At 38.4% G+C, this 12,650-nt stretch carries 12 protein-coding genes and 1 other annotated feature; all 12 genes read left to right on the top strand.

Annotated elements, in window-relative coordinates; translation table 11 throughout:
- Positions 1–107 precede the first annotated feature (107 nt).
- The 12 genes from ftsA (at position 108) to ileS (ending at position 12,508) form a co-directional block, all read left to right on the top strand.
- The gene (ftsA, locus tag KI375_RS24030; RefSeq protein WP_212975916.1) at positions 108–1,382 is read left to right on the top strand and encodes a cell division protein FtsA; all 1,275 of its coding nucleotides are present in this window, start codon (positions 108–110) and stop codon (positions 1,380–1,382) included.
- A gap of 233 nt (positions 1,383–1,615) precedes the next feature.
- Positions 1,616–2,758 carry a cell division protein FtsZ gene (gene ftsZ, locus KI375_RS24025; protein WP_212975915.1) on the top strand — a complete coding sequence of 381 codons (1,143 nt, stop codon included), beginning with the start codon at positions 1,616–1,618 and terminating at the stop codon, positions 2,756–2,758.
- A gap of 437 nt (positions 2,759–3,195) precedes the next feature.
- Entirely contained in the window at positions 3,196–4,122 is a 927-nt protein-coding gene (gene spoIIGA, locus KI375_RS24020; RefSeq protein ID WP_212975914.1) for a sigma-E processing peptidase SpoIIGA, read from the top strand.
- Between the two features lie 21 nt (positions 4,123–4,143).
- Complete coding sequence (sigE, locus tag KI375_RS24015; protein WP_207451808.1) at positions 4,144–4,863, top strand: RNA polymerase sporulation sigma factor SigE; 720 nt, start codon at positions 4,144–4,146, stop codon at positions 4,861–4,863.
- A 165-nt stretch (positions 4,864–5,028) separates the two neighbouring features.
- Positions 5,029–5,805 (top strand): RNA polymerase sporulation sigma factor SigG, encoded by a 777-nt coding sequence (sigG, locus tag KI375_RS24010; RefSeq protein ID WP_207451809.1) that lies wholly within the window; start codon positions 5,029–5,031, stop codon positions 5,803–5,805.
- A 353-nt stretch (positions 5,806–6,158) separates the two neighbouring features.
- Positions 6,159–6,431 carry a YlmC/YmxH family sporulation protein gene (locus tag KI375_RS24005; protein ID WP_207451810.1) on the top strand — a complete coding sequence of 91 codons (273 nt, stop codon included), beginning with the start codon at positions 6,159–6,161 and terminating at the stop codon, positions 6,429–6,431.
- 167 nt (positions 6,432–6,598) lie between these two features.
- A complete protein-coding gene (locus tag KI375_RS24000) occupies positions 6,599–7,270 on the top strand; it encodes a YggS family pyridoxal phosphate-dependent enzyme (RefSeq protein ID WP_212975913.1) in 672 nt (223 codons plus the stop codon).
- Between the two features lie 21 nt (positions 7,271–7,291).
- Positions 7,292–7,732: a cell division protein SepF gene (locus KI375_RS23995; RefSeq protein ID WP_212975912.1), complete on the top strand. Its 441-nt coding sequence runs from the start codon at positions 7,292–7,294 to the stop codon at positions 7,730–7,732.
- Positions 7,733–7,735: 3 nt separating this feature from the next.
- Positions 7,736–7,996, top strand: coding sequence for a YggT family protein (locus KI375_RS23990; protein ID WP_207451813.1), 261 nt, complete (start codon positions 7,736–7,738; stop codon positions 7,994–7,996).
- Positions 7,997–8,011: 15 nt separating this feature from the next.
- A complete protein-coding gene (locus tag KI375_RS23985; protein ID WP_212975911.1) occupies positions 8,012–8,788 on the top strand; it encodes a YlmH family RNA-binding protein in 777 nt (258 codons plus the stop codon).
- A 94-nt stretch (positions 8,789–8,882) separates the two neighbouring features.
- Positions 8,883–9,398 carry a DivIVA domain-containing protein gene (locus KI375_RS23980; protein WP_212975910.1) on the top strand — a complete coding sequence of 172 codons (516 nt, stop codon included), beginning with the start codon at positions 8,883–8,885 and terminating at the stop codon, positions 9,396–9,398.
- A gap of 55 nt (positions 9,399–9,453) precedes the next feature.
- Positions 9,454–9,674, top strand: a binding site (T-box leader).
- A 71-nt stretch (positions 9,675–9,745) separates the two neighbouring features.
- A complete protein-coding gene (gene ileS, locus KI375_RS23975) occupies positions 9,746–12,508 on the top strand; it encodes an isoleucine--tRNA ligase (protein WP_212975909.1) in 2,763 nt (920 codons plus the stop codon).
- The last annotated feature ends 142 nt before the right edge of the window (positions 12,509–12,650 follow it).

Genomic DNA, 12,650 nt, shown 5'->3' with positions numbered 1-12,650 from the left:
TCTTTTAGGTGACGAATTAGTTAATTAAGCATACTCAAGGATTGATTATTCATGAACAGAATAGAAGAGAATAATAGAGGAAGAACGAAACAAGGGGGTGCCAGGAAATGAACAACAGCGAAATATATGTCAGTCTAGATATTGGTACATCCTCAGTCAAGGTGATTATTGGGGAAATGACCAATCATTCCCTTAATATTATCGGAGTAGGCACCGCCAATTCCGAGGGGATTAGGAAAGGTTCCATTGTGGATATCGACAAGACGGTTCACTCGATCAGACGGGCTGTAGAACAAGCTGAGAGAATGATTGGAATGCAAATTAGCCAAGTGATTGTTGGTATTGCTGGTAACCAAGTAGGTCTACAGCACTGTCATGGAGTAGTAGCTGTTTCAAGTGAAAACAGAGAGATTACAGATGAAGATGTTGCGAGAGTCATTGATGCAGCAGAAGTAGTTTCTATTCCACCCGAAAGGGAAATTATTAATATCATTCCACATCAATTTATTGTAGATGGACTGGATGAAATTACAGATCCAAGAGGAATGATTGGTGTTAGACTTGAAATGGAAGGCATTATTGTGACTGGTTCCAAAACAAATCTACATAATACTCTTCGCTGTGTTGAAAGAGCTGGTTTAGAAATTGTTGATATTGTCCTTAAACCACTTGCTGTGGCTTCAGCTGCGCTATCTAAGGATGAACAAAATTTAGGTACAGCATTAATCGACATGGGTGGTGGATCTACGACCATTGCGTTGTTTGAACATGGTTACATAAAAGGAACCACGGTGATTCCAATTGGTGGAGATAATATTACCAAGGATCTATCGATTGGACTAAGAACAACGACAGAAGATGCTGAAAAGATTAAGAAAAAGCATGGACATGCATACTATGATGAGGCATCTGAAGATGAGGTCTTTAGTGTACCGATTATTGGAAGTGATCAACATCAGCAATTTAATCAATTAGAGTTGTCTGATATAATTGAAGCAAGGGTACAAGAGATATTTGAACTCGTTCAAAGTGAATTAGTAAGAATGGGTGCCTCAGATCTGCCTGGAGGCATTGTTCTAACAGGCGGTGCTGTCAACGTTCCGGGTATTATGGAATTGGCACAAGGAATCTTTCAAAACAGGATTCGAATTGCGATCCCAGATTATATCGGTGTTCGCGAACCACAGTATATTACGGCTGTTGGACTAATTAAACACGCTTATAAGACTGCTAGATTAGAAGGGAGAAATATTAGTTCCACTTCCGAATCATATGAGCAAACAGAGCCTGCAAAAGTGACACATACGAAAAAACCTGAAAAAAATTCGGATGAAAAAATTACCGCAAAAGTAAAGAAATTTTTTGGAAACTTTTTCGAGTAGGCATCCCAGTAAATGAGTGTTCGAAAAGGAGGATAAAAGGACCAAAAAGTTCGAGGCGGCGATGCCTTTGAGCAGCGGAGAAGGAAGCCAACGAGCTACCACAGGACGTGGTGACTTCGACGTTCGACACAGGACGTGTCGGTACTTAGTCGAAGATCCTTTATCTCGCAGTGTCACTTTTACCGGACTTTTGGAACTTCCTCAGCTAGTAAACAAAATAGGAGGACTTGCCAATGTTAGATTTCGATACGAATTTAGATTCTTTAGCAACCATTAAAGTAGTTGGAGTTGGTGGAGGTGGGAACAATGCGGTAAATAGAATGATTGAACATGATGTTCAAGGTGTTGAATTTATCGCAGTTAACACGGACGCCCAAGCTCTCAACCTATCAAAAGCTGAAACAAAAATGCAAATAGGCGCCAAGCTTACAAGAGGACTAGGTGCTGGAGCAAATCCAGAGGTCGGTAAAAAAGCTGCCGAGGAAAGCAAAGAACAAATTGAGGAAGCTATTAAAGGCGCCGATATGGTCTTTGTCACTGCTGGTATGGGCGGAGGAACTGGAACAGGGGCTGCACCTGTGATTGCGAAAATCGCTAAAGATATGGGTGCATTGACTGTTGGAGTTGTTACAAGACCATTTACATTTGAGGGTAGAAAACGTTCAAACCAAGCGAGTGGCGGAATCGGCACAATGAAAGAGGCAGTTGACACTTTAATTGTCATTCCTAACGATCGTTTGTTGGAAATTGTGGATAAAAGTACACCTATGCTTGAAGCATTCCGAGAAGCAGATAATGTACTGCGTCAAGGGGTTCAAGGGATCTCTGATTTGATCGCTGTTCCTGGATTAATTAATTTGGACTTTGCAGATGTTAAAACGATTATGACAAACAAAGGTTCAGCGCTTATGGGAATTGGCGTTGCTTCTGGTGAAAACCGTGCGACTGAAGCAGCGAAGAAAGCTATTTCATCTCCATTACTTGAAACATCCATTGATGGTGCGCAAGGTGTCTTGATGAACATCTCTGGAGGAAGTAACTTAAGTTTATATGAGGTTCAAGAAGCTGCTGATATTGTCGCTTCCGCCTCAGACCAAGAGGTGAATATGATCTTCGGTTCTGTTATTAATGAGGAACTCAAAGATGAGATTGTTGTCACAGTCATTGCTACAGGTTTTGATGAAGTATCTGCACAACAACCTAAAAAGACGAGACCATCTTTTGGACAATCAAAACCAAATGCGAGTCAACAAGAAAAGCCACCTGCTCAAGAAGTGAAAAAAGAAGAACAACGTGAACCAGTTCAATCAGGTCAATCTGTTGAAGATACATTAGATATCCCAACATTTTTAAGAAATAGGAATAGAAGACGTTAAAAGATTTTAAGTGAAAACCAACCCCCGGGTTGGTTTTTTTTGTCGCTAAGAAAGTGTAAAAATTTGCCAAGTGTTTGTTTGGATCTAGCGCCAGCGTCCAGCGACTAGCAAACTTTCAGCTTCTGCTTGCGTAAGTCAACATCGGCTCATTCTTCGCCGTGTATCCTTTATCTCAGGCCTACAGGATGTAGGTCGGAACAGCGTTGCGCCAGGACGGCGCGTTTTTAGCTGTTCATCCTTACTATGAAAGTTTGTACGTCGCTAAACGGGCGCCTTGCGCTTTTGTTCTGACAAACTTCGTCTAAACAAGCGAAAACTTCCGACTTTTTCATTACAGAATGTGACACAATCTAGAATATTTGTGTTTTATACTCAATATATATGTAAGACAAGGAAAGATATATTTAAGTGGAATATGAAAGAGGGAGGAGGGCAATTTGGTTGTTTATCTTGATATTATATGGCTATTAAACTTTATTATTGACAGTTTTCTTTTATGGGCTACATCTATTTATTTAAAAAGAAAAATCCACCCTTTTAAAATAATAATAGGAGGCTTAATAGGCTCTCTCATTATTTTGATGGCGGCTACGCCAATCTCTACATGGGCCATGCATCCTTTTATAAAGTGGAGTTTGTCTATAGTAATGATTGGAATAACATTTGGCTATAAAAGATTATCAACGTTTGTGGCTTCTTTATTTACTTTTTATTTCGCAACTTTTCTAATGGGCGGTATTTTAATCGGCACCCACTATTTTTTATCCTTTCATTTGGATTTAAGAAATTCAGTAGCAATAGAAAGTGTAAGAGGATATGGTGACCCGATTAGCTGGCTTTTTGTAGCAGTCGCTTTTCCAATTGCATGGTTTTTTTCGAAAAAAAGAATTGGCCATTTAACAAAGACAAGCATTCAATATGATGTCTTGTATGATGTTTTTATTTTAATGAATGGGATTGAATTAAAGCTTAAAGGACTTATTGATAGTGGTAATCAATTATATGATCCTATCTCCAAAAAACCTGTTATGATCGTTTCCATTGAATCTGTCAAAGACAAATTGCCTGAGGAATTGCAAAATATTGCAGATGCTCAAGATGACCTTTACACTGCCTCTACTTTATTGCCAACAGACTGGGCACATATTATGAGACTCATCCCTGCTAAAACTTTAGGGAAAAATAATCAACTATTATGTGCCTTTAAGCCGGAAAAAGTAGTGATCCAAGAAGAGAGCGGGAGGGAGATAGAAAAAGAAGTGCTACTTGTGTTTACGTCTCAACTATTATCAGGTGATGGAACATTTCAATGTATTCTCCATCCACAAATGGCCCCTAGCTTGGCAATGGATTCTGCATCTTAATGTATAAAAGGAGGAAAAAGAATGAAGCGGTTACGGTTACGTATTCAGTATTACTGGTATCGACTTTTAATGAAATTAGGAATGAAAACAGACGAGATTTTTTATATTGGCGGAAGTGAAGCACTACCACCTCCTTTAACAAAAGATGAAGAAGAAGTATTACTCGAGAAACTTCCTCATGGTGACAAAACAGCAAGATCGATGTTAATTGAAAGAAACCTTCGCTTAGTTGTTTATATTGCACGGAAATTCGAAAACACGGGGATTAATATTGAAGATCTAATTAGTATTGGTACGATTGGCTTAATTAAAGCTGTCAATACATTTAACCCAGAGAAAAAAATTAAATTGGCTACATATGCTTCACGCTGTATTGAAAATGAAATTCTGATGTATTTACGCAGAAATAATAAAACAAGATCAGAAGTTTCGTTTGACGAGCCCTTAAATATAGACTGGGATGGAAATGAACTATTATTATCTGATGTAATGGGAACGGAAGAGGACATCATCACAAAAGATTTGGAAGCAAATGTTGATAAGAAGCTTTTGTTAACTGCTTTACAAAAGCTTTCTGCTCGTGAAAAGCAAATTATGGAGCTGCGATTTGGCTTAAATGGAGGAATGGAAAAAACTCAAAAGGATGTAGCTGACCAATTAGGAATATCGCAATCCTATATCTCAAGACTCGAAAAAAGGATTATTAAAAGACTGCGAAGAGAATTTAATAAAATGGTTTAAGCAGTAAAAGAAAAATAATTTTTTTATAAAAAAAGAACGCATAACGATAGAGTTGACAAGAATTTAAGTCAGATTAAAACTTTTTTGAAAAAATAGGGATGCATATATTTCCCTTCCGAGGAGATACTGAATTTTGTAATCAGCTCCTGCAAGGAGGGAAAAAAGTTGAAGCGAAATAAAGTAGTAATATGCGGTGTGGATACTTCGAAGCTCCCTGTCCTAAAAAATGAAGAAATGCGGGAACTTTTAAAGCAAATGCAGCAGGGTGATAGGTCAGCTCGAGAAAAATTAGTGAATGGCAATTTGCGTCTTGTATTAAGTGTGATTCAACGTTTTAATAACAGGGGGGAATATGTGGATGATCTGTTTCAAGTTGGCTGTATAGGACTCATGAAGTCAATCGACAATTTTGATTTAGGTCAAAACGTTCGATTTTCTACATATGCAGTGCCGATGATTATTGGAGAAATACGCAGATATTTAAGGGATAATAACCCTATCAGAGTTTCGCGATCTCTCCGGGACATTGCATACAAGGCTTTACATGTACGTGAAAAATTAATGGCCAAAACCTCTCGTGAACCGACAGCTGCAGAAATTGCCAAAGAATTGGACATCCCACATGAAGAAGTAGTTTTTGCAATGGATGCCATTCAAGATCCTGTGTCCTTATTTGAACCTATTTATAATGATGGGGGCGATCCCATATTCGTAATGGATCAGCTAAGTGATGAAAAAAATAAAGACAGTACCTGGATTGAAGAAATAGCGCTTCATGATGGACTACAAAGACTGAATGATCGTGAAAAAATGATTATTCGCAAGCGCTTTTTTCAAGGGAAAACACAAATGGAAGTGGCCGAAGAAATCGGTATCTCTCAAGCTCAAGTATCTCGGCTAGAAAAAGCCGCTATCAAACAAATGAATAAAAATATTTTGTGAAAAAGAAGTCTAATTCCTTAGGTATATCATCCAAGGAATTAGACTCTTTTTATTTACAATAAAAGAATAAATTTTGGCTAATGCTGGATCTAGCTCCAGCGCCTACCCCCGAGAGGCTCGCAGGATGCGAGTCCATCGGCGAAGACATGCGGACGTGGCGTTCTTAGCCGATGTTCCACGAAATAACCTGAGACAAGAAAAGTCAAAACCGGACTTTTCTTGTCTCAGAACATTTGCTTGTCGGAGGCCAATAGGATGTTGGTCAGAAAGGCGTTGCGCTTTTCTTACAATAAATTAATTACCTCAAGCATACATATATAGAAATAGCTTTTAATAAAAGGGTGGGGAGCCAGATGGTAAGGATTTCCGAATTTCAGGTCAAAGATGTGGTCAATATTGCGGATGGACGTAGGCTTGGACATGTAGGAGATATAGAGATTAACTTAGATACGGGGAAAATTGAGACAATCATCATTGGTCATTCTACACGATTTTTAGGTTTTTTAGGGAGAGACGAAGAAGTAATCATTCCTTGGAGCCAAATTGTGAAAATTGGCGAAGACGTGATTCTCGTAAGACATCAAGGACACCAATATGTTCAACAACAATTAGATAAGCCAAAGTAAGATTGATCATATGGCTAACAATTATAAAATAGTACCTTAGAACAGTTGCTTACGGTTTTGGTTCTCTACTGCGGGCTTTTATGGTACACTATATAAAAATATCCCTTTTTAAGCTTGATGAGGATGTTAATAAAGAAAAACATGAATATCAATAGGAGTTTTGATTTGTGAAGGTTAAAGATCAATTATCAATCATAGAAGAGAAAATAGCGCAAACGTGCTCTAGAGTAGAGAGAGATCCTAAAGATGTGAATATCATTGCCGTCACAAAATATGTTTCAAATGAAAGGGCTGCTGAAGCATTAGCGGCAGGAATTGAGCATTTAGGAGAAAATCGGGATGAAGGCCTGCTTTCTAAATGGGAGACATTGGGAAACAGGCCAGTATGGCATTTTATTGGAAGTTTACAGACACGAAAAGTAAAGAATATTTTAGATAAAGTGTCCTATATTCATTCTTTGGACAGGCTTTCCTTAGCAAAGGAAATAAATAAACGTGCCGCTTCACCCATCAATTGCTTTATTCAAGTTAATATGTCTAAAGAAGAATCGAAACATGGTATTCAACCAGAAGCTACAATTGATTTTGTTAAAGAATTAGAGAAATATCCTACTATTCGAACAATTGGCCTAATGACGATGGCACCTTTGACACAGGATGAAACGGTTATACGCAATTGTTTTCGGAACTTAAAGGCATTACAAGAGGAAATTCATCAGCTTGATCTTCCCTACGCACCATGTACAGAGCTGTCAATGGGAATGTCGAATGACTTTGAAATTGCGATTGAGGAAGGTGCCACCTATATTAGGATTGGTACGGCTCTGGTTGGTGAATAACGAGAAGGAGGATGTCAATAGATGGGAATAAAATCGAAATTCAAGAATTTCTTTATGCTTGAAGATGAATACGAATATGTGGAAGAGGAAAACACAAAAGACATCTCACCTGAAGAAGAGCAACAGACACCGGCAAATCGGAAGCAAAACGTTGTGAGCTTACAAAGCGCAAAAAAATCTTCTAAAGTTATTTTAATTGAGCCGAGAGTTTACGCAGAAGCACAAGAGGTAGCGGATCATCTAGTGAATCGTAAAGCGGTGATCGTAAATCTACAACGTATCCACCGGGACCAAGCTTTGCGTATTGTAGATTTCCTTAGTGGAACAGTGTATGCTTTAGGTGGTGACATCCAAAGAGTCGGGCACGACATCTTTTTATGTACCCCAGATAACGTAGAAGTTTCAGGAAATATTTCAGAACTAATAAATGAACATGATTTTGACGACTCGAGGTGGAATTAAAGCATGAACTTTGTTTTTGGGATTTTATCACAAATTATTTCAATTTATTCATGGGCACTCATTATATATATATTGATGAGTTGGTTTCCCAACGCACGGGAAACCTCAATTGGACAATTTTTGGCTCGGATCTGCGAACCATATTTAGAACCGTTTCGGCGATTTATCCCGCCTATCGGTATGATTGATATCTCTCCTTTAGTTGCTTTTTTTGTTCTAAATCTTGCAGCAAGAGGGGTTATGTCATTATCCGTGTGGTTCTAAGGGAGGTGGGAAAGTATGTCTGATGTATATCAACATTTTCGCCCTGAAGAGAAAGAATTTATTGATCAAGTCATCGCTTGGCAAGAAGATGTTGATCGTACCTACGCACCGAAATTAACCGATTTTCTGGATCCACGTGAGCAATATATTTTACGATCAATGGTCGGTGTGCAAAATGAAATAAAGTACCAATTGTTTGGCGGTACAGATCGATCTGAAAGAAAAAGGGCCCTGCTTTTTCCAGAATATTATCAGCCGACGATAGAAGATTTTCAAATTGGTTTATATGAAATGAACTACCCGAAGAAATTTGTTCAATTAGATCATAGAATGATTCTAGGCTCTATTATGTCATTGGGCATAAAGCGTGAAAAATTTGGAGATATTATCATTCACGAGGATCGAATCCAATTTTTAAGCGATCTTGCAATGGAGGATTATATTCTTGTTCATTTGCAGCAAATCGGCAAAGCAAAAGTATCAATCAGCAATCAAGACTTGGCAGCAATTCTATCTTCAGAAGAACAATGGAAAGAAAAGGAAACGTCAATGAGTTCCCTTCGTTTGGATACACTGACCTCAACTGCCTTTCAAATTTCTAGAAACAAGGCACAGCTTGTGATTCAGCAAGGAAGAGCGAAGGTAAATTGGGGAATTATTGATCAAACTTCTTTCGAGTGTGCCTTAGGAGATGTGATCTCGGTAAGAGGATTAGGAAGATGTACTTTATTAGAAATCCTTGGGACGACAAAAAAGGATAAACTACGAGTTAAATTAGGGGTCTTAAAATAATCTTTTAAAAAAATAAAAGGATTGTAGCTAAATTACGTCGAACTTTGTATAATATAAATAGCGATTCAGGAGATCTAGTGGAGGTGGCGTCACAATGGCTTTAACGCCCGTGGATATACATAATAAAGAATTTGGTCGAAAAATGCGCGGATATGACGATGATGAAGTGAATTCATTTCTTAATCAAATTATTAAAGAGTTTGAGATTATCCTACGCGATAAGAAAGAATTGGAAGACAAATTAGCAGGTACGAACGAACGTCTGGGACATTTTAGTACTATTGAAGATACCTTACACAAATCCATTGTCGTTGCGCAGGAAGCGGCAGAGGAAGTGAAAGGAAATGCCCAAAAAGAAGCAAAATTGATTATACGTGAAGCAGAAAAAAATGCGGATAGAATTGTGAATGAATCTTTGACGAAAGCCCGTAAGATTGCTTTAGAGATCGAAGAATTAAAAAAGCAGTCTAAAGTATTCCGAACAAGATTTAAAATGTTAATTGAGGCTCAGCTAGATTTAATTGATAATGATGACTGGGATAAATTAATGGAATATGATGTCGATACAACGGAATTAAAAGGATTAGAAGAAGTTGAAAGTGAATATTGACGAATTGCTAAGAGATCCTCTATAATGATGGGATCATTAAAATATTGCAATGAATAATAAAACAATGACAGGGAGAGTACATTTCTATCTCTTTACTTAGCGAACTAGGGATGGTGGAAGCCTAGAAAAAGTAGAAATGGAAAATCACCCTAGAGTTCTTGCGTTGAAAGTCTTTGACGAGTAAATGGAAGCGGCCCTCCACGATACGGAAAGAGCGAGCAATTATTGATTGCTAATTCGGGTGGTACCGCGGGAAATAGTTTTCTCGTCCCTTTCAAGGGATGAGAAGACTATTTTTTTATATATGAGAACTGTACTTACGTTTAAGAATAGGAGGAAATTTATCAATGGAATATAAAGAAACGTTATTAATGCCCAAAACAGAGTTTCCGATGAGAGGAAACCTCCCTAAGAAAGAGCCAGCAATGCAAGCTGATTGGCAAGAACAAGATATTTATAAAAAGGTCCAAGAACGGACGAAAGATCGGCCATTATATATTCTGCATGATGGTCCTCCATATGCAAATGGGAGCCTCCATATGGGGCATGCCTTGAATAAAATTTTGAAGGATTTTGTTGTTCGCTATAAATCAATGAGTGGATACTGCGCTCCTTATGTGCCAGGTTGGGATACACATGGCTTACCTATTGAACAGGCTCTTACGAATAAAGGTGTTAAGCGAAAAGAAATGTCACTAAAAGAATTTCGGGAGCTTTGTGCCAAATATGCATTAGAACAAATCGATAACCAAAGAACTGAATTTAAGCGTCTTGGTGTACGAGGAGATTGGGATAATCCCTATATTACCTTGAAGCCTGAATACGAAGCACAGCAAATTTTAGTATTCGGTGATATGGCGAAAAAGGGCTATATTTATAAAGGAAAAAAACCTGTTTATTGGTCACCATCCAGTGAATCAGCCTTAGCTGAAGCGGAGATTGAATACCAGGATAAACGTTCACCTTCCATTTATGTGAGCTTTGAAGTGACCGACGGAAAGGACGTCCTTGAAGCAGGAACGAAATTTATTATCTGGACGACAACACCTTGGACGATCCCGGCTAATTTAGCTGTCGCTGTTCATCCAGATTTAGATTATGCGGTTGTCAAAGTAGGAGATCAGAGCTATGTGATTGCACAAGCTCTATTAGAATCTGTGCAAACGACTCTAGAATGGGAAAATGTCGAGCTGTTACAAACATTTAAAGGGTCCCAGCTAGAGAATATTGTGACGAAGCATCCTTTCTATGATCGCGAATCACCAATTATTTTGGGAGAGCATGTTACTATTGAATCAGGAACTGGCTGTGTCCATACAGCTCCTGGTCATGGGGAAGATGACTTCTATGTTGGACAGAAATATGGCCTTGATGTGCTTTGCCCTGTTGATGATAAAGGCTGCATGACTGCAGAAGCACCCGGGTTTGAAGGTTTATTTTACGATAAAGCGAATAAAGCCATTACAGATAAATTAAATGAAGTCGGTGCCTTGTTGCATTTAAGCTTTATCACTCACTCTTATCCACATGATTGGCGGACGAAAAAACCAATTATTTTCCGGGCAACTTCTCAGTGGTTTGCCTCGATTAAAGATTTCAGAGAGGAATTATTGGAAGCTGTAAAGAATGTACAATGGGTACCAAAATGGGGCGAAACACGTCTCTTTAATATGATTCGTGATCGTGGTGATTGGTGCATTTCTAGACAACGTGTATGGGGAGTTCCAATTCCCGTCTTTTATGCAGAAGATGGTGAACCTGTTATGACAGATGAAACCATTCAGCATATTGCCAAGCTATTCAGAGAACACGGTTCTAATATTTGGTTTGAAAAAGAAGCGAAGGACTTACTTCCAGAAGGTTTTACACATCCGGGGAGTCCAAATGGGCAATTTACAAAAGAAACAGATATTATGGATGTTTGGTTTGACTCAGGATCGTCCCATCAAGGTGTACTAGAAGAACGTAGTGACCTACAGCGTCCAGCTGATTTATATTTGGAAGGTTCGGATCAATATCGTGGTTGGTTCAATTCCTCTTTAACAACTGCTGTTGCAGTGACAGGGCAAGCGCCTTATAAAGGAGTCCTTAGCCATGGTTTTGTTAATGATGGAGAAGGCCGTAAAATGAGTAAATCAATCGGGAATGTCATTGTTCCCTCTAAACTAATGAACCAATACGGAGCTGAAATTGTTAGACTTTGGGTTGCTTCAGTTGATTATCAAGCAGATGTACGGATTTCAGATCCAATTATTAAGCAAGTAAGCGAAGTGTATCGGAAAATCAGAAATACTTTCCGTTTCTTGTTAGGGAATCTGGCTGATTTTGATCCAGCTACAGATATGATTCCATATGAGAACTTAAGAGAAGTAGATCAATTTTTAATAGTGCGTTTAAATAATTTGATCAAAAAAGTACGTGATTCCTACGATAACTTCGAGTATATGAATATTTATCATGAAGTGAATAATTTCTGTACGTTAGACTTGAGCTCGTTTTATTTAGATTTTGCAAAAGATATTCTATATATTGAGGCAAAGGATCATTATGAACGACGTGCGATGCAAAGCGTAATGTATCAAGCACTTGTAACATTAGTGAAGCTTCTATCTCCGATCTTGCCACATACAGCAGATGAAGCGTGGTCGTTTATACCAGGAGTTGAAGAAGAAAGTGTGCAGCTAACAGATATCCCTGAGTGTAAAGAAATCGAGGATAGTGAGCAAATCGAAGCACGTTGGAGCGAGTTCCTAAAATTACGTGATGATGTATTGAAAGCTTTGGAAGAAGCGCGTAATCAAAAAGTGATTGGAAAATCATTGACAGCAAAAGTAACGCTGTATGTCAACGAGGAAACAAAAGCTTTATTGGAACAGCTGCATGGCAATATGAAACAATTGTTTATTGTCTCTGACTTTGCTATTGGTGGCAGCGTTGAAGAAGCACCTGAGACAGCATTGAAATTAGAACATGGTGCGATCGTCGTCGAGAAGGCAGAGGGACAAACCTGTGAAAGATGCTGGGTTGTGACTCCAGAAGTTGGCCAAGATAAGGATCATCCAACGCTTTGTCTGCGCTGTGCTGCTGTTGTAAAGGAACATTACGTATAATTTTGGTATGAGGCAGGGACAAAACCCAGTAAAAACAGAAAAAGTGATTTTCTACTAAGATGAAGTAGGAAATCACTTTTTTAATTTGATTAAAAAATGAAAAAATATACAAAAAAAGGATACCTTCTGATAAAGTTAAAGT

It is taken from the genome of Bacillus sp. J14TS2, from assembly GCF_018333015.1.
Classification (GTDB): Bacteria; Bacillota; Bacilli; order Bacillales; family Bacillaceae_C; genus Lederbergia.
This window is presented reverse-complemented; position numbering and strand designations above follow the sequence as displayed.

Bases quoted from the DNA above. Each gene is read 5' to 3' on its own strand.
- ftsA (WP_212975916.1), top strand. From the start codon at position 108: ATGAACAACAGCGAAATATATGTCAGTCTAGATATTGGTACATCCTCA.
- KI375_RS23980 (WP_212975910.1), top strand. From the start codon at position 8,883: ATGGCTTTAACGCCCGTGGATATACATAATAAAGAATTTGGTCGAAAA.
- ftsZ (WP_212975915.1), top strand. From the start codon at position 1,616: ATGTTAGATTTCGATACGAATTTAGATTCTTTAGCAACCATTAAAGTA.
- KI375_RS23990 (WP_207451813.1), top strand. From the start codon at position 7,736: ATGAACTTTGTTTTTGGGATTTTATCACAAATTATTTCAATTTATTCA.
- KI375_RS24005 (WP_207451810.1), top strand. From the start codon at position 6,159: ATGGTAAGGATTTCCGAATTTCAGGTCAAAGATGTGGTCAATATTGCG.
- ileS (WP_212975909.1), top strand. From the start codon at position 9,746: ATGGAATATAAAGAAACGTTATTAATGCCCAAAACAGAGTTTCCGATG.
- sigE (WP_207451808.1), top strand. From the start codon at position 4,144: ATGAAGCGGTTACGGTTACGTATTCAGTATTACTGGTATCGACTTTTA.
- KI375_RS23995 (WP_212975912.1), top strand. From the start codon at position 7,292: ATGGGAATAAAATCGAAATTCAAGAATTTCTTTATGCTTGAAGATGAA.
- KI375_RS23985 (WP_212975911.1), top strand. From the start codon at position 8,012: ATGTCTGATGTATATCAACATTTTCGCCCTGAAGAGAAAGAATTTATT.